The organism is Pedobacter heparinus DSM 2366, assembly GCF_000023825.1.
Classification (GTDB): Bacteria; Bacteroidota; Bacteroidia; order Sphingobacteriales; family Sphingobacteriaceae; genus Pedobacter; species Pedobacter heparinus.
On the sequence record NC_013061.1, the window covers coordinates 928086 to 950584 of the forward strand.

The window sequence follows — 22499 nt, forward strand, 5'->3', positions numbered from 1 at the left end:
ATAAACAAATCCATGAAGAAATTATTTGTAACCTGTATAGTCTTTTTCTCTATTTTAAGTCCTGCTCTGCTTATTGCACAGCAGACCGGTACTGCAGAACTGATTATGAAGCGGGTGATGCTGGACCTTAAAAAGCCTTTGCGCAATATGGATAAGGTGGCGGAAAAGAACCTGAATACGCTGCAGCCTGACGGTAGCTGGAAGGATGTGCCTTATAAAGATGATGCCATGACCAATTGGTTGCCAAACAACCACCTGCTACAATTGGAAACTATTATACAGGCTTATATTGAAAAAGATAGTCACTATTATGGCGACGATAAAGTGTTTGACCAGATTTCCAAAGCTTTTAAGTATTGGTATGACAGCGACCCGAAAAGCCGCAACTGGTGGCACAATGAAATTGCCACTCCGCAGGCCCTTGGTGAAATGCTGATCCTGATGCGTTACGGTAAAAAGCCGCTTGATGAAGCATTGGTGCATAAATTGACCGAAAGAATGAAGCGGGGCGAACCGGAGAAGAAAACGGGGGCCAACAAAACAGATATCGCCCTGCATTACTTTTATCGTGCTTTGTTAACGTCTGATGAGGCTTTGCTTTCCTTCGCCGTAAAAGAATTGTTTTATCCCGTACAGTTTGTACACTATGAGGAAGGCCTGCAATACGATTATTCCTACCTGCAGCACGGTCCGCAATTACAGATATCGAGCTACGGTGCCGTATTTATTACCGGGGTACTGAAACTTGCCAATTACGTTAGGGATACCCCTTATGCTTTAAGTACCGAGAAACTGGCTATATTTTCAAAGTATTACCGCGACAGTTATCTGAAAGCTATCCGTGGAAGTTATATGGATTTTAACGTAGAAGGCCGCGGAGTAAGCCGGCCAGACATTCTAAATAAAAAGGCAGAAAAAAAGAGGTTGCTGGTGGCGAAGATGATCGATCTTAAGCATACTGAAGAATGGGCTGATGCGATAGCCAGGACAGATAGCACAGTTGCGGCCGGCTATAAGATTGAGCCCTATCACCATCAGTTCTGGAATGGTGATTATGTGCAACATTTAAGACCTGCCTATTCTTTTAATGTTCGTATGGTGAGTAAGCGGACCCGACGCAGTGAATCCGGCAATAAAGAAAACCTGCTGGGCAGGTATTTATCTGATGGGGCTACTAACATACAATTGCGCGGACCAGAATACTATAACATTATGCCGGTATGGGAATGGGACAAGATTCCTGGCATAACCAGCCGTGATTATTTAACCGACAGACCTTTGACGAAGCTTTGGGGAGAGCAGGGGAGCAATGACTTTGCAGGAGGGGTGTCTGATGGTGTATACGGGGCCAGTGCCTACGCATTGGATTACGATAGCTTACAGGCAAAGAAAGCCTGGTTCTTTTTTGACAAAGAGATTGTATGTCTTGGTGCCGGTATCAACAGCAATGCCCCTGAAAACATTACCACTACCCTTAACCAGAGCTGGTTAAATGGCCCGGTTATAAGTACTGCAGGTAAAACCGGCCGGGGTAAAATAACAACGTTTAAAGCACAGGGACAGTTCTGGTTGTTGCACGATGCGATTGGTTATTACTTTCCTGAAGGGGCCAACCTTAGTCTGAGTACCCAGTCGCAAAAAGGCAATTGGTTCCACATCAACAATTCACATTCAAAAGATGAAGTTTCTGGTGATGTATTTAAGCTTTGGATCAACCATGGTGCCAGGCCAGAAAATGCGCAGTATGCTTATATCGTTTTGCCGGGAATAAACAAGCCGGAAGAAATTAAAAAATATAATGGAACGGCACCGAAAGTCCTTGCCAATACCAACCAGCTGCAGGCAGTTTATCATCAGCAGTTAGATATGGTACAGGCTATCTTCTATACAGCTGGAAAATTAAGCGTAGCGGGCATAGAAATTGAAACAGATAAGCCATGTGCAGTGCTGATCAAGCACATCAATGGCAAGCAGGTAATTTGGGCTGCCGATCCATTGCAAAAAGAAAAGACTGCAGTGTTGAGCATCAGGGATTTAAAAACAGGAAAAACAAATCGGGTAAAAATTGATTTTCCGCAACAGGAATTTGCAGGTGCAACGGTTGAACTGAAATAGAGCCCAATATTAACTGATTATTACCCTTATATAAATTAATCTGTACCCCCTTTTTCCATGGGTTCATGCGCAATTTTGATGGTAGTAATCTAGGGGGATTATTACGAGAAACCAAATTTTAAACTTTTTAAGTATGAGAAAGATTTACCTTTTTTTAATGTGTATGATCTGTGCCTTTAGTGTTCTTGCCCAGCAAACACGAAAGGTTGAAGGGAAGGTGACAGACCAGACCTCGGGCGATCCTTTAATTGGTGTCAGTGTGCTGGTTAAGGGAACTAAAACAGGCGCAACTACGGATAGGGATGGACGTTATGCCATCCAGGTTCCGTCGCAGGGAAACAGCACACTTGTTTTTAGTTATATCGGCTATCTTCAAAGGGAGATGAGCGTAGGCGATAAAGGTGTGGTTAATCTAAGCCTTGCCGAAGATAGTAAAGTGCTGAACGATGTAGTGGTAATTGGTTATGGTACGGTCGCAAAAAGAGATCTTACTGGTGCTGTAGGCAGCGTAAATATGAAAGACCTGCAAAAGGCACCTGTTAAATCTTTTGATGAAGCTTTGGCGGGCCGGGTTGCAGGGGTGCAGGTGGCATCAAACGACGGGCAGCCTGGTAATTCATTTAACATTGTAGTACGTGGACAAAACTCCATCACTCAGGACAATTCGCCATTATACGTGGTAGATGGTTTTCCTTTGGAGGTATCTAACAACAATGCCATTAATCCTGCAGATATTGAATCTATTGAAGTATTGAAGGATGCATCAGCAACAGCAATTTATGGAGCAAGAGGTGCGAATGGTGTGATCCTGATCACAACAAAGGGCGGAAAAATAGGTGCGCCTGTTATTTCGTATACCGGTACTGTGGGCTTTCAGCAAAACACAAAAAGAATGGATGTGATGAGCCCATACGAATTTGTACGGCTGCAGGAAGAGATTGACCCGATCAATACCCCGCTTCTTTATTATAAAGACGGAAAAACACTCGACTCTTATAAAGACATTAAAGGAATCGACTGGCAGGACCAGGTATTCAGGACGGCCCCTTCAACAGAGCATAACCTGTCTTTAACTGGTGGAACCGAAAAAACACAATATGTTATATCAGGGTCTATCAATTCCCAGGACGGAGTGATCATCAATTCAGGCTTTAACCGTTACCAGGGCAGAATGGCCATTACTCAAAGAGTTAATGATAAACTGAAGGTTTTCGCGAGTATCGATTACAGCAATATCAAGGCCAGCGGTACTATTCCTACTTCCGGAACCAATTCGGCTACCAACAACCTGTTGTATAGTGTATGGGGCTACAGACCTGTTATGGGATCGGACGGTAACCTGCTGGACCAGCTGTTTGATCCTGATATTGATGGGTTGAATGATTACAGGATAAATCCGGTATTGTCGTCAAACAACGAATTGCGGAATGCAACAACCAATAATTTACGCATAAACTCTTATGCACAATATGCTTTCAATAAAAACCTGACCCTGAAGGTTTCGGGTGGTATTTCCAATAACCTGCGCAGAAATGATGTTTTTTATAACAGCCAAACTTATTATGGTGGACCAAGCAGTACCAATAAAGTAAACGGATCTATCATTTATACACAAAATACCAGCTGGCTAAATGAAAACATCTTAACTTTTGCCAAAAGATTTAATAAGGTTCACAACCTGAACATAGTAGCAGGTATTACCATGCAGGAGGATAAATATTCGCGATATGGTTTGGCTGCTATACAGTTACCGAATGAGTCGGCCGGTTTGGATGGTTTATCTCAGGGTACACCGCTGCCGGTTACAGCAGAAAGCTCGAACAGCAAGCTGCTCTCTTTTTTAGGCCGGGTTACCTACGATTATAAGTCTAAATATTTATTAAGTGCTTCTTTCAGGGCCGATGGTTCTTCTAAGTTTTTACCAGGTAAGCGCACCAGTTATTTTCCTTCGGGATCAATTGCCTGGAGAATGAGCAACGAAGACTTTATGAAAGCCCTTCCATTTGTAAATGATGCCAAACTGAGGGTGGGCTATGGCGTAACCGGTAATAACAGGGTGGGCGATTTCTCTTACCTTTCTGTATTGGGATTCCCTATTGGTGGGTCTTATGGTTTTAACAACACGGTGAGCATAGGTGCTATTCCTTTAACTTATGGCAACCCTGACCTGAGATGGGAAAGTACAGCCCAGGCCAATATTGGGTATGACCTGAGCCTGTTTAAGGACAGGATAGGTTTTACTGCCGACGTTTACCGTAAAAGCACTTACGATTTATTGCTGAATGCTGATTTGCCTTATACTACCGGTTATGAAACAGCATTTAAAAATATTGGTAAAGTAAGAAACGAAGGCCTTGAATTTACCTTAAACACAAGGAACATCGACAATAAAGATTTTAAATGGTCATCCAGTTTTAACATCAGCTTTAACCGTTCAAAGGTAATGGCCCTGAATGCGGGACAATCGTTTAAAACCACACCGATCAGCTGGGAGAATTCCTATAATGCCACACCATTGTATATTGCAAATGTTGGCCAGCCAATTGCCCAGTTTTATGGCTATGAGTTTGATGGTGTATACCAGTACAGTGATTTTAATGAAAACAGTCCCGGTGTATTTACACTGAAAGATGATGTGCCAAACAACGGGAATGCGAGAAACAGCATTAAACCTGGCGACATTAAATACAAGGATCTGGATGGGAACCTGGTTGTAGATGCTAAAGACCGCAAAGTAATTGGTCGCGGCCAGCCCATTCATGTAGGTGGTTTTACCAATAACTTTACCTATAAAAACTTTGACCTGAGCGTATTTTTGCAATGGTCTTATGGCAACGATATCTACAACGCCAACAGGATGTTGTTTGAAGGAAATATGCTGGACAAAAAGAACCTGAACCAGTTTGCGAGCTATGCAGACCGCTGGACACCAGATAACCCAAGCAATACACTTTACAGGGTTAAAGGACAAGGCCCGGCAGTATATTCTTCAAGGGTAATAGAAGACGGATCTTTCCTGCGGATCAAAACAGTTTCCCTGGGATACAATTTTAGCGCTGATGTGCTGAAAAGGATTAAACTGAAAAGTCTGAGGGTTTCGGCTTCGGGGCAAAATTTATACACTTTTACAAAATATACCGGAATGGATCCTGAAGTATCTGTAAGGAATTCGGCATTGACCCCTGGATTTGATTACTCGGCTTATCCAAGGGCAAGGGCAGTTGTTTTTAGCCTGAATACTTCATTTTAATTTTAAAAAACTCAAGATATGAAAGCTTTAAAATATTTATCGATCCTGCTGATTATAGGATTCAGTTCCTGTAAAAAGTTTTTGGATACCAAGCCTACAACCGCTGCTCCTGAATATTATTATTCTACTGAGTCGGAAATGAATGCCGCCCTAACTGGTGTTTACGATGTGATGGGTAGTGAAAACGTATATGGAAACTCAATTTTTACCCGGATCACTGCAGCAACAGATGAAAGTTATTACCAGCGTAATACCCAGTCGACCGGTATCCAGGTACTAAACTTTGATGCATCAGATACCGATGTAAGGCTATTATGGAAGTCCCTTTATGAAGGGATTGAACGGGCCAATCTGGTGCTGGCAAATATCAATAAACCTGCAATGGATGAAACAAAAAGAGGGGCAATAGAAGGCGAAGCCTTATTTTTAAGGGCGTATTATCATTTTTTACTGGTAAGCAACTGGGGCGATGTGCCTTTGATCATCAAACCTACCAGCTCTATCACCACTACAGATGTGGCCCGTACACCTGCTAAAGAGGTGTATAATCAGATTATTGCAGATATGACAAAGGCCGAAGGACTGGTCAAATCTATTTCTGATATTGGTTTTGGTGGCAGGGTAAGCAAAAGTGCAGTTCAGGGCATCCTGGCCAGAGTAAATCTGTATATGGCTGGTGCCCCTGTAAATGATGTTTCCAGGTATGCAGAAGCATTGAAATGGGCAAGGAAAGTGGTTTCCACAGTTGGTTTACATAGTTTAAACAACGACTATAAGCAAATTTTTATCAATTATGCCCAGGATAAGTACGATGTTAAGGAAAGCATCTGGGAAGTTGAGTTCTGGGGTAACCGCATCGGCAACGCCTATACAGAAGCAGGTAGGGTAGGTAATACCAACGGTATTTTATGTTCTAATGAAAAAGAAGGTTATAGCTATGGTTTTATTGCTGCTACACCTACTTTGTTTAAATTGTATGAAGCTGGCGACCTGCGCAGGGATTGGGCAATTGCGCCATTTAAATATGTGGGAGCCACTACTGCCAGAACAAACTGGACACCTGCAGAAATCTATCAGCGCAATACCGGCAAATTCAGAAGGGAATATGAGTTGCTTGAAAAGCAAAAAAACTATACACCTGAAAATTTTCCTTTATTACGCTATGCGGATGTATTGCTGATGCTTGCCGAGGCTGCAAACTATGTAGACGGGCCAACAACAGAGGTCATTGATGCCATCAACCAGGTAAGAAAAAGGGCTTTTGGTAAAGTACTGGCTGGCGAACAGGTCCGCAGCATTAACGTTACTAACGGCGGTACAGGTTATTTAGCTACTAATTTACCTACTGTTACCATTAGTGGTGGTGGTGCTACACGTAATGCAACAGCTACTGTAACCATAACAAGTGGTAAAATTACAGCCATAACCCTTACAGACAATGGTGCTTTTTATACTTCTGCACCTACGGTAACGATATCTGGTGGCGCCGGTAGCGGTGCTGTGGCAACAGCTACCATTTCTGTTGCCAATGATGAAGTGCTTAAACCAGCTCAAACAGCATCTAAAGCAGCTTTACTGACAGTAATTAAAAATGAAAGGGCCAAAGAACTTTGCTTTGAAGCTTTACGCCGGAATGACCTGATCCGCTGGGGTGATTTCATGACCAATATCCAAAGTACAGCCGCAGAAATTACTGCAGGTGCACCAACGGCATTTAAATATGCAGCTCTTGCAGGCAACAATGCCAACGTCAGACACCTGTTGTTGCCGGTACCATTATATGAAACTTCTGTAAATCCGGCTTTGCTGCCTAACAATACAGGCTGGTAATACTGGTTAAGAAAATTGGATGAAGATGCTGAATAAACTAGCCGGATACTTATTGCCGATCATGGTGCTGCTGAATGTGGCACCATGCTTAGGTCAGGTTGTTGCTTCAAATGAAACTTTATACCAGGTTGTAAAGGAGGTAAAACCCGGTGGTCTGGTACAGATTGCCGATGGGACTTATAAAGATGTTCAGCTGATTGTCAGCAATTCAGGAAAATCTGGTTTGCCCATCACTATTAAAGCCCTGAACCCGGGTAAGGTTTTTTTTACCGGAGATGCTAAAGTAGAGCTGAGGGGCGAGCACCTGATACTGGAAGGCATCTGGTTTAAAGACGGGAACAGAGCTATTCAGGCATGGAAATCACATGGACCCGGATTGGTGGCTATATATGGTAGCTATAACCGCATTACCGCATGTGTATTTGATTGTTTTGATGAAGCCAATTCTGCTTACATTACTACTTCGCTTACCGAAGACGGAAAGGTACCTCAACATTGCCGCATAGACCATTGCAGTTTTACCGATAAGATCACTTTTGACCAGGTAATTAACCTGAACAATACAGCCAGAGCTATTAAAGACGGTTCGGTGGGAGGACCGGCGATGTACCATCGTGTTGATCACTGTTTTTTTTCCAATCCGCAAAAACCGGGTAATGCCGGAGGGGGAATCAGGATTGGCTATTACCGTAATGATATAGGCCGTTGTCTGGTAGACTCTAACCTGTTTATGCGTCAGGATTCGGAAGCAGAGATCATCACCAGCAAATCGCAGGAAAATGTTTATTATGGTAATACTTACCTGAATTGCCAGGGCACCATGAACTTTCGTCACGGTGATCATCAGGTGGCCATTAACAATTTTTATATAGGCAATGACCAGCGATTTGGATACGGGGGAATGTTTGTTTGGGGAAGCAGGCATGTCATAGCCTGTAATTATTTTGAGCTGTCCGAAACCATAAAGTCGAGGGGGAACGCCGCATTGTATTTAAACCCCGGTGCTATGGCTTCGGAGCATGCTCTTGCTTTCGATATGTTGATAGCCAACAACGCTTTCATCAATGTAAATGGGTATGCCATCCATTTTAATCCATTGGATGAGCGCAGAAAAGAATATTGTGCAGCCAATAGGCTTAAGTTCGAAACCCCGCACCAGCTAATGTTAAAAGGCAATCTTTTCTTTAAGGATAAACCTTATGTTTACCCATTTTTTAAAGATGATTATTTTATAGCAGGGAAAAATAGCTGGACTGGTAATGTAGCCTTAGGTGTGGAAAAGGGAATCCCTGTTAACATTTCGGCCAATAGGTCTGCCTATAAGCCGGTAAAAATTAAAGATATCCAGCCCATAGAAGGAATCGCTCTTGATCTCAATGCGCTGATCAGCAAAGGCATTACAGGAAAGCCCCTTAGCTGGGATGAAGTAAGGCCCTACTGGTTAAAAGAAATGCCCGGGACGTATGCTTTAACGGCCAGGCTTTCTGCAGATAGGGCTGCAAAGTTTAAAGCCGTAATTAAAAGAAATAAAGAGCACTGAGATAGATCATCCCGGTGAATTGATAACCTATAAAACAAATACAAATGAAACCAATCAATTTCAATGGTAAAAGGCGTAGCCTTCTACTGGCTTCTGCGCTTGCTGTCTCGGTATCGGCTTCTGCATTTTTATGGCTTTCGCCGAAGACGGAACTGATCAAAAAAGATTTTACCGTTGCAGAAAAACAATATACCCAGCTGCTCAAAACATCAACAGATCTTACAGCTTTTCCCCGCACGACAAACAAGGATGGCTCAGTAAAGACGACCGATGTTTGGGATTGGACACAAGGTTTTTTTGCAGGTAGCTTGTGGTATATTTATGAATATACGAATAAACCGGAATGGAAAGCTGCAGCGACCAAATGGACAGAAGCATTGGAGCAGGCACAATTTTTAACGCAGCACCATGATGTGGGTTTTGTGATGTACTGTTCTTATGGCAATGCCATGAAGTTTGAAAAAGACCCTGTGAAGTTAGCACAATACAATAAAATATTGATCCAGTCGGCCGAATCGGCTTTAACCCGCTTTGATCCTAAAGTAGGCTTAATTAAATCCTGGAATGCTAAAAAATCATGGGACAATAAAACGACCTGGCAATACCCAGTGATCATAGACAATATGATGAACCTGGAGATGCTTTGTTATGTGTCTAAGTTAACAGGTAATCCGAAATATAAGGATGTGGCCATCAGTCATGCCTTAAACACCATGAAAAATCATTTCAGACCCGATTTCAGTACTTATCATGTAGTAGATTATGCGCCTGATGGAAAAGTGCTGCACCAGCAAACCAATCAGGGCTACGCAGATAACTCTACCTGGTCGAGGGGACAGGGATGGGCCATATATGGTTTCACTATGATGTACAGGGAAACGAAAGATAAACGTTTTCTGGAGGCAGCTCAAAAAGCGGCCGATTTTTACATCAGCCACCCTAATTTGCCAAAAGATAAAATTCCTTACTGGGATTTTAATGCAGGACAAAAAGGTTATACTCCGGATTTTGATTACAATGCCAATAAGCTGTCTTATATTCCGCGTGATGCTTCGGCCGGGGCATTGACCGCATCTGGCTTGCTGGAATTAAGTACTTTTGCTAAAAACGGAAATAAGTATTTCAAATCTGCGGAGCAGATGCTGAAATCTTTATCCGGAAGTGAATACCTGGCTAAACCAGGTACCAATTCAGGTTTTATCCTGAAGCATTCAGTAGGCAGTCTGCCACATAATTCTGAAATTGACGTACCCTTAATTTATGCCGATTATTACTTTTTAGAAGCCTTGCTGAGGTATCAGAAATTGCAGGGTTAAACTTTGCTGAAGCAATGAAGGCGAGGTATAAAAATACCTCGCCTTTTTTGTTTGGGGCAAATAAACTTGTTTTTGTAACCTGATTCCACCTTTGTTCGGGGATGATTCGGCCTTTGTTCTCAAAATTACCTTTTTGCGAAGAAAAGGCCGAACCATAGGATAATCAAGAACGAAGGAGGGAGCTAAAATGTGATAAATTATTACGTTCTTTATGCGTTACAAAAATTGATCATGGAAACTGTTAACATCCTGGACGATCTTAATGCTACCGCCCGCATTGCTGCAATAGATTCAATATTGGAAATTATTTGCCGCGCTACTGGTATGGGCTTTGCCGCAGTGGCAAGGGTTACCGAAACGCAATGGGTAGCCTGTGCGGTAAAAGATGAAATCAGTTTTGGATTGAAACCGGGAGGGGAATTGGTATTGGAAACTACCATCTGTAATGAGATCCGCAGGCACCACGAGGTAGTTGTGATTGATCATGTAGCCATAGACGCTGCTTTTGCAGATCATCATACACCAAAAATGTATGGTTTTCAAAGCTATATCTCTATGCCGATTATGTTAAGTAACGGCACTTTCTTTGGCACACTGTGTGCCATCGACCCCTTGCCCCGAAAACTCAGGAATGAACAGATCATGGGTATGTTTAAGAACTTTGCAGAACTGATTGCGGTACAGCTGGAAGCTCAGGAAAGGGTTGATGATACAAGGTCCAGTTTACTTGAGGAAAGAAAAACCTCTGAACTCAGGGAGCAGTTTATTGCTATTCTTGGTCATGACCTGCGTAATCCTGTAGGGGCGGTATCGAATGCTGCACAGCTCTTACTCAGGATGCCGCTGGACGACCGGATGAGAAGACTTGCAGGTATCATACAAGATTCTTCCTTGCGCATTAAGGGGTTGATTGAAAATATTCTTGATTTCGCCAGAGGCCGGCTTGGCGAAGGGATCCAGGTTAATTTCAAACCAGAACGTTCATTGGGAACAATGCTTTTTAACGTCATTACAGAACTCCAGCTCAGCTATCCCGACAGGAGTATTGAAACTGATTTCAGGTTAAGTTCAGTGGTAAGCTGCGATGGGTTAAGGATAGCCCAGCTGTTTTCAAACTTGTTGGGAAATGCATTAAGTCATGGCGATCCGGAGCAACCTGTTAAAATCAGTGCGGTTACAGGGCAGGAAATATTTACACTTTGTGTGTCCAATTTTGGAGAAGAGATTTCCCCGGCAGCTATGGGACGTCTTTTTCAGCCTTTTTCCCGCGGTGAAGTAAGACCAGGGCATGACGGCCTTGGGCTAGGGCTTTTCATTTCTTCAGAAATTGCGAAAGCACATGGAGGGACACTTGAGGTCGTGTCGGAAAACTATCAAACATCTTTTACTTTGAAAATCCCATTGGTTAAGGAACTGGACTAACTTACAATAAAATATGGTTAAACATTTTACTCCGAGCGACCTCGCTGCTTTTGTTTTTAAAGAACTGAAGCGCGCTAAGATCAGGGAAGAAAAACCTGCTGAGGCCATCCTGAATGAGTTGTTTAATACGTTGTATTATACCAGTCTGCAGACTGAAGAAGGGCAGTTCATCAGAGTTACTGTCACCTTGCTTGACCATAAAACTATTGATCTTTCTGAAGAGGGAATGGAAAGGTTTGACAACTGGAAATTTTTCCCTTTTGAACCTGCTATAGAATTTTCAATCAAAAATCTGGTAAAATTGTCAAAAGCCGCTGATCCATGGAGCTCGAGCCTGTCCGTTTATTATGATGAGCACAATAAGCTTTTTATTTACGGTATGGTTGATCAGACAGTGCATTATCAGAGCTTTCTGAATTACGAGCGGGAAGAAAAACCTTTATATCCGGGGATTATTCAAACGATGATCAATGGCATTGGTATTCTGAACGTGATGTTGGATTACCATCCTCTTGCTACGCTGAACCAGCATTCGCTGGTCAAACTCTATCCTAATGTTTTTGAATATGGTCCGGTCTCGACATTTATCCAGCAAAAAGCTGAATATTCAAATGCTTTTCTGGAAAAAAAGTTTGAACATCGGCTAAATGCAAATGAAACCGAAATATTTAACGACATTATTTTTGAATATGTGATCCAGTCGATCAGCAGGATCCTGCTCAAAATAAAAAATTATGATCATGGCGGCGCAATATTAATCACGGAAGATTTTGAAACGGACCTGAGTACCAAGTACCGGCTGACATACGACAGGATTGAATCCGCGATCATGAACATCCTCACCAGTGTTACGCACAGCGATCTGCTCGCAGAAGAGATTAAAGCACTGAACCGGCAAAAGGGATTGATGCCTGTAATATTACACGAAGAATGTGAAGATAATGAGCTGGACATAGAGGATAGCTATAATGAGCTGATCGGGGCCATCAGATTTGTATCATCCTTAAGCTGTGTAGATGGTTTGGTACTGATGTCACCCCACCTGGAAGTTAAAGGCTTTGGCACTGTCATTACTGAAAAAGAGCAACCACCCCAGGTTTGGGTAAACAGATCTTCTAAACCCACACAGGCCAGTATTAAAATTGACCCGTCCCATTTTGGCACCAGGCACCAGTCTATGTTTGCCTATTGTTATAAACATGCCGATAGTCTGGGGTTCGTCGTTTCACAGGATGGGGAAATCAGGGCAATAAAATGTGTAGACGGTAAAGTTATGATGTGGGAAAATATTAAGGTTTACCAGTTCCTGAGGAGCAATAAAATGCCTAGGCTGACATCAAGAAAGTTCTCCCGCTAAAGTTGATAACTTACCAAAGGTTGAAAAGTATTGTAAACATCTAAAATTTAGCAATGTTAAGCTTATACATCAAATTCATGATGTGTTGAAACCATTATAAAGACTTCAACACCATTGGACATAAATTGTATAGAGATGAAAAAATGTATTTATGTTGTAGAAGACAACGCGGCAATCAGAGATATCATTGAATACATGCTGACTGAAGATGAGTATGAAGTAGTGGCATCGCCTACTGTTAATGATTTCTGGAAACAGATGCAAAAGCGTAATCCCGACATGGTAGTTCTTGATATCATGCTGCCGGATGGGAGCGGACTGGAAATTTGTGAAACACTGAAAAGAAATGTAAAGACCCATGACATTCCGGTAATGATGATGTCGGCCAACAATTACCTGAATAAGGTAAAGGCGAAATGTATAGCGGATGAGTTTATCAATAAGCCATTTGACCTGAATGATTTTGCCAACAGAATTGAGCATTATGTGCACAATTAATTTCATTAATGCCAAAATCACTGAAGCTATAGCCAATTTGAAAAGCGGTTAATATATTAATTTAGAGATTTCTATTAACCGCAATTTAATGGCTGTATGAAGTATAAATCATTTTCTACGCTGGCTTTTTTGTTTTTGGTAACAACTGCCGGTGCGCAGCTCAAAAATATCTATCATAAGGGCTGGGTAGATTTTAATAAAAATGGGAGGATGGATGTTTTTGAAGATCCGTCAAGGCCTGTTGATGCAAGGGTGAAAGATTTGCTGGGGCAAATGAACCTGGACGAGAAAACCTGTCAGACAGCAACACTTTACGGTTACGGAAGGGTTCTAAAAGACGAAATGCCGACAGCGGAATGGAAAACGAGTATCTGGAAAGATGGTATCGCAAATATAGATGAGGAACTGAATAGCCTGCCTTATAATAAAAAGGCCGTTACACAATATTCTTTCCCTTTTAGCAAACATGCCCATGCCATTAATACCGTGCAGAAGTGGTTTGTAGAGGAAACCCGCCTGGGTATTCCGGTAGATTTCAGTAATGAAGGTATTCATGGTTTATGCCACGATCGGGCTACCCCTTTTCCGGCCCCTGTGAATATCGGCAGTACCTGGAACAAAAGTATTGTGTACCAGGCAGGAAGTATTGTTGGCCGTGAAGCAAAGGCATTGGGCTATACCAATGTATATGCACCGATCCTTGATGTTGCCCGCGACCAGCGCTGGGGAAGGGTAGTGGAATGTTATGCAGAAGACCCTTTTTTGATTGCAGAATTAGGTAAACAAATGACCATGGGTATCCAGGACCAGGGAACTGCTGCTACCTTAAAGCATTATGCTGTATATAGTGTGCCTAAAGGCGGACGCGACGGACAGGCACGTACTGATCCGCATGTAGCGCCAAGGGAAATGCATGAAATGTTCCTATATCCGTTCAGAAGAGTAATCCAGGAAGCTAAACCTATGGGCATCATGAGCAGTTATAATGATTGGAACGGAGAACCTGTAACCGGAAGTTATTATTTTCTTACAGAGCTGCTGCGTAAACAATACGGTTTTGATGGCTATGTGGTTTCGGACAGTGAAGCGGTAGAATTTATTTCGGGTAAACATCATGTGGCAGAAGATTACAAGCAGGCTGTTAAACAGGCTATAGAGGCTGGCTTAAATGTGCGTACCCACTTTACCAAGCCCGAAAACTTTATCCTTCCGCTAAGAGAATTGGTTAAGGAAGGTTCGGTATCTATGAAAACGCTTGATGAACGTGTGGCTGATGTATTGCGTGTAAAGTTCAGACTGGGCCTTTTTGATGACCCTTATGTAAAAGACCCGGCCGCTGCAGACAAAAAGGTGCATACCAGGGCGGATGAAGAGCTGGCGGTACAACTGAACAGGGAATCTATGGTATTGTTAAAAAACGATAAAAACCTGTTGCCACTTGATATTGCTAAATATAAGCGCATCCTGGTTAGCGGACCATTGGCTACCGAGATAAATTACACCACCAGCAGGTATGGCCCCTCAAATAACCCTATTGTTTCTATCCTTGATGGAATAAAAGCTTATGCAGGTAAAAATTCAACAATAGCCTATAGTAAAGGCTGTGAGGTGATTGACGCCAAGTGGCCGGAAAGTGAGATTATTCCTGTCGAACTTACCACTGAAGAACAGCTGCAAATTGACCAGGCTGTGGCAGCTGCAAAAGCATCAGATGTTATTATTGCTGTAGTAGGAGAGACCGATGAACAGGTTGGGGAAAGTAAATCCAGAACCGGCTTAAATTTGCCGGGGCGCCAGTTAATGCTGTTACAGGCCTTGCATGCTACAGGCAAGCCTGTAGTAATGGTTATGGTGAACGGACGTCCTTTGACCATCAACTGGGAAAACCGCTACTTGCCGGCCATCCTGCAGGCAGGATTTCCCGGGCCATCAGCAGGTAAAGTAGTAGCCGAAACATTATTCGGTGATAACAATCCCGGAGGTAAACTGACAATGACCTATCCAAAATCTATCGGGCAAATTGAGCTGAATTTCCCTTTCAAACCAGGATCGCAGGCTGGTCAGGGTAAAAATGACGATCCAAACGGGAACGGAAAAACCAGGGTGCTTGGTGCGCTGTACCCATTTGGATACGGCTTAAGTTATACCACTTTTGAGTTCAGTAATTTAAATCTGGACAAGAAAGAAATCCATAACCAGGCCGATGTACAGGTCAGTGTTGATGTGAAAAACACCGGTCAGCGCAAGGGTGATGAAGTGGTACAACTGTACCTGAAAGATGTAGTCAGCAGCGTGACTACCTATGAATCTGTATTGAGGGGATTTGAACGTGTGAGTCTGGCACCCGGTGAAACCAAAACCCTTAAGTTTACCCTTCATCCGGACGATCTGGCCATCCTTGATAAAAACATGAACCGGACTGTTGAACCCGGAAAATTCATTGTCATGATTGGTAACTCTTCAGAAGATATTAAACTGAAAAAGGAATTTACAGTAAAATAGAACCCGAGCAGATCATGCAACCTGCAGGACCTCTCTGCTTTGAAACAAAAATTACCTTCTCAGAAAGAGCCTAAGCGTTCTTCGCTTCTTCAGCGAAGTAATGCGGCTCTTGAAAAGCATGGTTATTTTTGACTTGCCGCTGCTGCCTCTGCTTTAGCTTTTTTCTTAAAGAATCCCCTCAACAGGAAGTTATGCTGCAGTGCCTCCATATTTTCGTCTAATTTCTGGCTGCTGGTTTCCAGGTTTTTCATAATGCCTTTTATGTGGTCGGCGGTTTGCTGGTCATTGATGAGTAAACCTACTGCATTATCTGTCTGGTTAAATTTTGAGGTTGCCTTATTCAGGTTCTCTGTCATTGCAGAAGCAGATTCCGCAGTTTTTTGCAATTCATTTACCGCAGTTTGCAATTTTGCAAAAACAGCCGTATCTGTCATAAGTTTATCTGTTAAGCCACCCTTGGTGTTCAGGGTTTTGGTAAACGTATTCATCTCAGCAGCCATTCTGTTTGCCGATTCAGTTGTAGTTTTCAGATTTTCTACAATAGCTTTAAAATTCTTTGCAATCTGCTCGTCAGTAAGCAATGCACCCGCGGCGCCTTTGCCCTCTACAAGATTTTGTGCCAGTACTTTAAAATCAGAAGTTACATCAACCAGGTTTTTATTGTTCACCTGGAAAGTTTTCATTATATCGTCTGTAGACAGTGTGCTGGCCACCTGAAGCTGATCTCCATCTTCAACAAAAGGAAATTTCGGATTTCCTCCACTGATGACTACAATTTTGTTTCCGATCAATCCGTCAGAGCTGATGCTTGCTGCCGCATTTTTATGAATATATTTGTGGGCATCCTCTTCGATGTTCATAAACACCTGGACCTGGGAAATGCCATAAAACTGGATCTTTTTGATCGTTCCGATCTTAACACCTGAAAACCATACATTATTTCCGGCTTTAAGACCTTGTATATCGCTAAAAACAGCATTCACAGTAAAGCTTTTTACAAACGCTTTTCGTTGGCTTCCTAAAGTGAAAACCCCTAAAACGAATATGACCAGGCCCAGGAGTATAAAAACTCCTACTGTTATCTGTTTACGGTTGTCTGTTACTTGCATATATTATTGAATAAAATTATAATCGTAAAAGGGTTTCACCCTTTCATCGTTTGTGTTAAATACTTCTTCAAATGTACCCAGGCGCTGAAATTGCCCGTCCAAAAGCATGGCCACCCGGTTTCCTACCGCTTTTGCGCAGGTAAGGTCGTGTGTGATTACAATTGAACTGGTATGGAAACGCTCCTGTACCTGGTTAATCAGGCTATTGATCTCCAGGCAGGTAATGGGGTCAAGACCTGCTGTAGGTTCGTCGTACAGCATAATTTCAGGCCGTAAAATAAGTGTGCGCGCTATACCAATCCTTTTTCTTTGTCCACCCGATAATTCAGATGGCATTTGATTGATGGTTTGCAATAGGCCAACGGCATCCAGCATTTCTTCCACAGCAAGGTTTACTTCAGCTTTGCTGAGGTTTCTCTGGTTTCTTACCAGTGGGAATTCAAGGTTCTGCCTCACAGTCATACTGTCATAGAGGGCACTGTTCTGGAAAGAGAAACCCACTTTTAGCCTTAAGGCCAGTAGTTCTTTATAAGTGATCTGATCTACATACTGGTTCAGTACTTTAATCATACCGGCGTCTGGAGTAAGCAATCCTACTATGATTTTAATCAGTACTGATTTCCCGGTTCCGGATTTTCCAAGAACAACCAGGTTTTCTCCTTTATACAAATCCAGGTCTACACCTTTAAGTACATGGTAGTTGCCGAAAGATTTGTTCAGTCCTTTGATCTCTATTACCTTTTCGTTCTGATGAAATGATTTCTTTTCCATAATTTATGATCAGCTTCTGAATAAACCAAAAAATTGTACGGAAACCACTTCTTCTATAAAAATGAGGAACATGGCAATCACCACGGCAGAATTAGCCGCTTTACCAACACCTTCAGTTCCTTTAGACGAATTATAGCCCTGATAGCAGCCAACCATACCAATGGTAAAGCCAAAAAGAATAGCTTTAACTGTGGATGCAGTGATATCCAGGAAAGTGATCTGTTCCAGGGAGGACTGAAAAAAGGCTCTTGCACTGGTACCCTCACTTAAAGAAACATTAAGTAAAGCACCCAGCATCCCCACCATCGCAGTATAAAAAGTAAGAATGGGTATGGTAATGGTTGCTGCCAGTACGCGTGTAGAAACGAGGAATTTAAAAGGATTGGTTGCCGAAACTTCCATGGCATCAATTTGTTCTGTAACGCGCATAGATCCAAGTTCGGCCCCTATACTTGAACCCACTTTACCAGCTGCAATCAAACCGGTTAATAGGGGGGCCAGGGTTCGCAATAAAGCTATTCCAACAAGAGAGGGCAGCCATGAAGTGGCACCAAACTCAGATAATGAAGGGCGGGATTGTTTGGTAAATACAATACCGGTAATGAAGCCTGTGGTAGAGATGAGCAAGGCCGAGCGATAACCAATTTCATAGCATTGGCGGAACAGTTCTCTTGCTTCATAAGGTGGAAGAAAACCCTCTTTAAAAAAGCGGGCAATAAACTTATAAACATCATATAAGGTTAAAAACATTCGGGCTAATTTGCCCGGTCCCTTAACTTCTTCTTGCATTAATGCTGGGCTTTCGGCTTTTTTCTCCATGAATCAGGCTCTTGCTTTAGGGCGTTACTATCAAACCATAAGCCAGAATTTTGTAAAGTTAGTGCTTGCATTATAAATTGAATGTAAATTTATAGTTTGGTTTACCGTTTTTTATTTATTTAGAATGATTATAAAAAGTTGGTAAGTTTGTATCAGAATCAGCTCATTATGAAAGAACCACTTAGTGAAGAAGTATTGATGTATATTGCCAGCCAGCTGAGCAAGCCGGAAGGGGCAGATGGTATTTTAACCGCCGAACGTATGGCGCATACCAATAATAACATGACAAATGCAGCCATTAAAGCATTGAATATTGTTGATAAAAATGTAGTGCTTGAAATAGGGCCGGGTAATGGCAGACATGTCATGCATTTAATGAGCACTGCGGCCGGTTTGCGCTATTATGGGGTGGATATTTCCGATACCATGATTACCGAAGCGCATAAAATAAATGAAAGGATAGTGAGCAGCGGACAAGTTTCTTTTGGACTGACCAGTGCTGCCCAACTGAATTTTACTGCCGGGTTTTTTGACAGGATTTTAACAGTAAATACGCTTTACTTCTGGGAGAACCCGCTTTTGTATGCCCGGGAAGTGCTGCGGGTGTTAAAGCCTGGTGGTGTGTTTTGTCTGGCCATTGCAACAGCCGCTTTTATGAAAGGACTGCCCTTTACAAAATATAAGTTTAAGCTGTATGAGAAGATGGAAGTTGAGCAGCTTTTGAAGACAGCAGGTTTTGCTATCTTAAATATAGTGGAAGAAAAAGACCTGACCACCAGCCATACCGGAGATGAGGTAGACCGCGACATTATTCTTGTAACGGCGACAAAAGACAAAAGATTAAAAAATAAGTCCTGAACTGATTTTTTTAAAAAAAATACAAAATTCTTTCAGTTGATTTGGAATAAATCTAAATAATAATCACCTTTGTGTCAATCCATAATGATCAATGCAAAACTTAACCATTCAGTCTTCAGTCGATTTTGTTGAGGTGTTTAGTACTAGTGCCGGTGCTATTTTTCAATCGGATAGCGAGAACTGCTGGTATGTAGACTTTGCAGGCAAGCTGGCCCGTTTTGATTATCGTAACATATTGAAGCTAAAAAAGGCAGTATACCATATCGATATTGAGGCCATGCTGCTTGATAACACCAAATCGCCCGATGTAGAGATCATTTTTATATGTGCCTGCGATCACTGCTATGTGTTGTCCTTAATACAGATCATTGAACTGAAGGAATTGTTGCAGGGCATGTTCGTTATGCTTGAACTTAACCACATCATTCATGACCGGCTTTGCCGCCTAATCAGCTGATCAGGCTGGAATTAGATTCTTTCCATATTAACCTTATTTTCACCATTGTAAATTCTTAGCCGTATTTTTGTATAAGGAAATAAGAAAATTAATATATAGTATTATGAAAGACATCATGCGTGTTAAGTGTTTACTCTCTTCAGATGTAGAGACACTTATAAACCAACAAATAAAAAAAGAAGCACACTCATCGGCTATTTATCTTTCAATGGCATCATGGTGCAACAGAAATGGCTATGATTTTTCTGCTGATTATTTCTTTAAACAGGCAGAAGAAGAAAGAATGCACCAGCTTAAATTCTTTAAGTATGTACTCGATATGGGTGGCAATGCTGTTTCTCCTGAAATAACAAATGTTAAAGCTGAATACAATTCTTTCCGTGAAGTTTTTGAAGAGGCCCTGGAACAGGAGATTAGCGTTACACAATCCATTAAGAACATTGCGGCCCGTTGTCACAAAGAACAGGATTATGTAACCCTGGAATTCCTGAACTGGTTCTTCAGAGAACAAAGAGAAGAAGAATACAAAGCACGTCGTGCCCTTGAATTGTTTGATGTGATTGGCGAAGAAGGAACGGGAAGATGGCAGATTGACAAGCATGTGGGACAAATTACCTACAGCAGCGAAGCCTAATAAATATTGTTCCCGGGTTTTCCGGTGATAAAGGTACATACTCATGCAACAGGCAAAACAGTATGTACCTTTTTTTGTTTATAATTTATCCATGGGGCCATGTCAAAGAAAAAAGATAAAAAGAAGAAAAAGGATAAAAAGAAAAAGGAATGCTGTGAAAAGTATCTGACAGGAAAAAGGTGTAAAAACTGTCCAAATGCCTAGATTAAATGTGATAACCCTGGCTGTGCATTTCTGTTGCAATAAAACGCTGATATTGCTTGTTGTTTAAAGGATAATCCCAGCAACCCATTCTGTGGTACAGCTGTCCGCCAAAACCACTTTTAAACTTATACAATCCATACAAGGGATGAGCAGGGTCTGGCCTGGGCGCCACACCAAACAAATCATATTCTATGCAGCCTTTTTCTTTAGCAATTTTCATGGCTTCCCACTGCAGGGCGTAGGTGGCCATGTAGTTGCGGTTTGAAGAAGAAGAGGCCCCATACAGATAGGTACCTCTGTTGCCAGAGATCACCAGGAACATTGCGGCCAAAGGCTGTCCATCCAGTTCAGCCAGCAAGAGTTCCACATCGGCAGGTGAAGCGGTATTTTCGGCGCGTGCAGTTAATACCGTTTTGAAATAGGTAATGTCGTTGATATGGATGCGGTTGCGCAAGGCTGTTTCCTGGTACAGTGCATACCATACCTGCAGGTTCTCCATCCCTACTTTTTTAACATTAATCCCTTTTCTGTACGATAGGTTAATGTTGTATCTTGTTTTTGGCTTCATGGCGTCGAGCAGCAGGGTGCTGTCGCCCTGCAGATCCAGGAATATAGTGTTTGACGGAAGGATATCCGAATTTGCTTTTCTCAGGTTCCAGTTAACCGTGTTAAAATTAAAGCGGAATTCCTGGTATTTCTTTTCAGGAGGTCCATTCCAGTTACCCAACTGATCAAAATCATTATTGTCTTTAGCCCAATGGGACTGCCAGGCCAGATCGTACCTGATCAATATGCATTTTGAGGGCAGATGGGGACGAAGAGATTCTGAAAGTTCTTCCAGAAATTTGCCCTGGTATTCTTCATTAGGTTCTATTTCCGGGCCATATGGTACATAGGCCACAGTATGTTCACGGTCTAAAGGTTGTAACAGTACCAGGAAATCGGCATGGGTATAGGTATTGTTTAAGGCACTGGTATAAATGCTTCCATCTTCTACCTTAAAATTAAATGCTTTTGATTGCAGGCCTTGCTTGGCTTTTACTTCAGACCAGAATGCTGTTTGCTGGATAATGGCAGTTTCATAAACTTCTTTAATGTCTTTTTTCTCAATAACAATATTCATCTCATTTGCTTAACCTGCAAAGTTCGGGAATATAATTGTGATAAGCCAATAATCACCTAAGCCATGTCGCCCAAATGATAGCAATGCCTGCACCTGGGTTCATAACTGTCCTTTTCGCCTAGCAGGATCGTACTTTCACTGGCAGCTGTACGGTAAGAGTATACAGCCGGACTTCCACAACGTACACATACTGCATTTACCTTGGTTACCAGCTCGGCAATAGCCATTAATGCGGGTACTGGGCCAAAAGGTTTGCCCTGAAAGTCCATATCGAGACCAGCAACGATTACCCTGATCCCTTTCTGGGCAAGTTTATTACAAACTTCAGGCAGGTTATCATCAAAAAACTGTGCTTCATCAATACCAACAACCTGTGTATTGGCACCCAGCAGCAGAATTGCAGCAGAGTTTTCGACCGGTGTAGACTGGATGGAATTCAGATCGTGCGAAACTACAGCGGTTTCATCATAGCGGGTATCTGTTTTGGGTTTAAAGATCTCTACATTCAGTTTAGCAATCTGCGCACGTTTTAGCCTTCTTAACAATTCTTCGGTCTTACCCGAAAACATAGAGCCACAAATCACTTCAATGCTGCCGCAATACTCACCCCGCCTGTAATTTTGTTCGCTGAATAACATTTATAATAGGATCTTAAAGCCTGCTAATATCGAAATTTTGTAGTACTTTTGAGTGT

The 22499-nt window shown here is 42.2% G+C and carries 17 protein-coding genes; 12 read left to right on the plus strand and 5 right to left on the minus strand.

Features of this window, described 5'->3' with window-relative positions; genetic code table 11:
- Positions 1–12: 12 nt before the first annotated feature.
- The 9 genes from cslA (at position 13) to PHEP_RS03975 (ending at position 15830) form a co-directional block, all read left to right on the plus strand.
- Positions 13–2115: a chondroitinase-AC gene (gene cslA / locus PHEP_RS03935; protein ID WP_012780954.1), complete on the plus strand. Its 2103-nt coding sequence runs from the start codon at positions 13–15 to the stop codon at positions 2113–2115.
- Positions 2116–2248: 133 nt separating this feature from the next.
- Positions 2249–5365: a SusC/RagA family TonB-linked outer membrane protein gene (locus tag PHEP_RS03940; RefSeq protein ID WP_143715687.1), complete on the plus strand. Its 3117-nt coding sequence runs from the start codon at positions 2249–2251 to the stop codon at positions 5363–5365.
- An 18-nt stretch (positions 5366–5383) separates the two neighbouring features.
- Entirely contained in the window at positions 5384–7195 is a 1812-nt protein-coding gene (locus PHEP_RS03945; protein ID WP_012780956.1) for a RagB/SusD family nutrient uptake outer membrane protein, read from the plus strand.
- A gap of 19 nt (positions 7196–7214) precedes the next feature.
- Positions 7215–8735 (plus strand): chondroitinase-B, encoded by a 1521-nt coding sequence (gene cslB / locus PHEP_RS03950; RefSeq protein ID WP_012780957.1) that lies wholly within the window; start codon positions 7215–7217, stop codon positions 8733–8735.
- 44 nt (positions 8736–8779) lie between these two features.
- Positions 8780–10051, plus strand: a complete 1272-nt coding sequence (locus PHEP_RS03955; RefSeq protein ID WP_012780958.1) for a glycoside hydrolase family 88 protein — start codon at positions 8780–8782, stop codon at positions 10049–10051.
- A gap of 231 nt (positions 10052–10282) precedes the next feature.
- Entirely contained in the window at positions 10283–11473 is a 1191-nt protein-coding gene (locus tag PHEP_RS03960) for a GAF domain-containing sensor histidine kinase (RefSeq protein WP_012780959.1), read from the plus strand.
- 13 nt (positions 11474–11486) lie between these two features.
- On the plus strand, positions 11487–12830 hold the full coding sequence (locus PHEP_RS03965) for a putative sensor domain DACNV-containing protein (RefSeq protein ID WP_012780960.1): 1344 nt from the start codon (positions 11487–11489) through the stop codon (positions 12828–12830).
- 135 nt (positions 12831–12965) lie between these two features.
- Entirely contained in the window at positions 12966–13328 is a 363-nt protein-coding gene (locus tag PHEP_RS03970; RefSeq protein ID WP_012780961.1) for a response regulator transcription factor, read from the plus strand.
- Between the two features lie 96 nt (positions 13329–13424).
- Positions 13425–15830, plus strand: coding sequence for a glycoside hydrolase family 3 N-terminal domain-containing protein (locus PHEP_RS03975; RefSeq protein WP_012780962.1), 2406 nt, complete (start codon positions 13425–13427; stop codon positions 15828–15830).
- Positions 15831–15952: 122 nt separating this feature from the next.
- Here PHEP_RS03975 and PHEP_RS03980 read toward each other — a convergent pair whose 3' ends face one another.
- The 3 genes from PHEP_RS03980 to PHEP_RS03990 are packed head-to-tail and all read right to left on the minus strand — an operon-like array spanning position 15953 to position 18529.
- Positions 15953–16939: an MlaD family protein gene (locus PHEP_RS03980; RefSeq protein WP_012780963.1), complete on the minus strand. Its 987-nt coding sequence runs from the start codon at positions 16937–16939 to the stop codon at positions 15953–15955.
- Between the two features lie 3 nt (positions 16940–16942).
- Positions 16943–17710: an ABC transporter ATP-binding protein gene (locus PHEP_RS03985; RefSeq protein ID WP_012780964.1), complete on the minus strand. Its 768-nt coding sequence runs from the start codon at positions 17708–17710 to the stop codon at positions 16943–16945.
- A gap of 9 nt (positions 17711–17719) precedes the next feature.
- On the minus strand, positions 17720–18529 hold the full coding sequence (locus PHEP_RS03990) for an MlaE family ABC transporter permease (protein ID WP_012780965.1): 810 nt from the start codon (positions 18527–18529) through the stop codon (positions 17720–17722).
- A 168-nt stretch (positions 18530–18697) separates the two neighbouring features.
- On the opposite strand from PHEP_RS03990, the gene PHEP_RS03995 reads away from it, so the two are divergent.
- From PHEP_RS03995 to PHEP_RS04005, 3 genes are all read left to right on the plus strand, one after another.
- Complete coding sequence (locus tag PHEP_RS03995) at positions 18698–19387, plus strand: class I SAM-dependent methyltransferase (RefSeq protein WP_012780966.1); 690 nt, start codon at positions 18698–18700, stop codon at positions 19385–19387.
- Positions 19388–19478: 91 nt separating this feature from the next.
- Entirely contained in the window at positions 19479–19844 is a 366-nt protein-coding gene (locus PHEP_RS04000; RefSeq protein WP_012780967.1) for a hypothetical protein, read from the plus strand.
- Positions 19845–19947: 103 nt separating this feature from the next.
- Positions 19948–20478 (plus strand): ferritin, encoded by a 531-nt coding sequence (locus PHEP_RS04005; RefSeq protein WP_012780968.1) that lies wholly within the window; start codon positions 19948–19950, stop codon positions 20476–20478.
- A gap of 205 nt (positions 20479–20683) precedes the next feature.
- Here the strand turns inward: PHEP_RS04005 and PHEP_RS04010 are convergent, their stop codons facing one another.
- Positions 20684–21805 (minus strand): lipid II:glycine glycyltransferase FemX, encoded by a 1122-nt coding sequence (locus PHEP_RS04010; protein WP_012780969.1) that lies wholly within the window; start codon positions 21803–21805, stop codon positions 20684–20686.
- Positions 21806–21861: 56 nt separating this feature from the next.
- Positions 21862–22443 (minus strand): thymidine kinase, encoded by a 582-nt coding sequence (locus PHEP_RS04015; protein ID WP_012780970.1) that lies wholly within the window; start codon positions 22441–22443, stop codon positions 21862–21864.
- Positions 22444–22499 lie beyond the last annotated feature (56 nt).

Bases quoted from the DNA above. Each gene is read 5' to 3' on its own strand.
- cslA (WP_012780954.1), top strand. From the start codon at position 13: ATGAAGAAATTATTTGTAACCTGTATAGTCTTTTTCTCTATTTTAAGT.
- PHEP_RS03940 (WP_143715687.1), top strand. From the start codon at position 2,249: ATGAGAAAGATTTACCTTTTTTTAATGTGTATGATCTGTGCCTTTAGT.
- PHEP_RS03945 (WP_012780956.1), top strand. From the start codon at position 5,384: ATGAAAGCTTTAAAATATTTATCGATCCTGCTGATTATAGGATTCAGT.
- cslB (WP_012780957.1), top strand. From the start codon at position 7,215: ATGAAGATGCTGAATAAACTAGCCGGATACTTATTGCCGATCATGGTG.
- PHEP_RS03955 (WP_012780958.1), top strand. From the start codon at position 8,780: ATGAAACCAATCAATTTCAATGGTAAAAGGCGTAGCCTTCTACTGGCT.
- PHEP_RS03960 (WP_012780959.1), top strand. From the start codon at position 10,283: ATGGAAACTGTTAACATCCTGGACGATCTTAATGCTACCGCCCGCATT.
- PHEP_RS03965 (WP_012780960.1), top strand. From the start codon at position 11,487: ATGGTTAAACATTTTACTCCGAGCGACCTCGCTGCTTTTGTTTTTAAA.
- PHEP_RS03970 (WP_012780961.1), top strand. From the start codon at position 12,966: ATGAAAAAATGTATTTATGTTGTAGAAGACAACGCGGCAATCAGAGAT.
- PHEP_RS03975 (WP_012780962.1), top strand. From the start codon at position 13,425: ATGAAGTATAAATCATTTTCTACGCTGGCTTTTTTGTTTTTGGTAACA.
- PHEP_RS03980 (WP_012780963.1), bottom strand. From the start codon at position 16,939: ATGCAAGTAACAGACAACCGTAAACAGATAACAGTAGGAGTTTTTATA.
- PHEP_RS03985 (WP_012780964.1), bottom strand. From the start codon at position 17,710: ATGGAAAAGAAATCATTTCATCAGAACGAAAAGGTAATAGAGATCAAA.
- PHEP_RS03990 (WP_012780965.1), bottom strand. From the start codon at position 18,529: ATGGAGAAAAAAGCCGAAAGCCCAGCATTAATGCAAGAAGAAGTTAAG.
- PHEP_RS03995 (WP_012780966.1), top strand. From the start codon at position 18,698: ATGAAAGAACCACTTAGTGAAGAAGTATTGATGTATATTGCCAGCCAG.
- PHEP_RS04000 (WP_012780967.1), top strand. From the start codon at position 19,479: ATGCAAAACTTAACCATTCAGTCTTCAGTCGATTTTGTTGAGGTGTTT.
- PHEP_RS04005 (WP_012780968.1), top strand. From the start codon at position 19,948: ATGAAAGACATCATGCGTGTTAAGTGTTTACTCTCTTCAGATGTAGAG.
- PHEP_RS04010 (WP_012780969.1), bottom strand. From the start codon at position 21,805: ATGAATATTGTTATTGAGAAAAAAGACATTAAAGAAGTTTATGAAACT.
- PHEP_RS04015 (WP_012780970.1), bottom strand. From the start codon at position 22,443: ATGTTATTCAGCGAACAAAATTACAGGCGGGGTGAGTATTGCGGCAGC.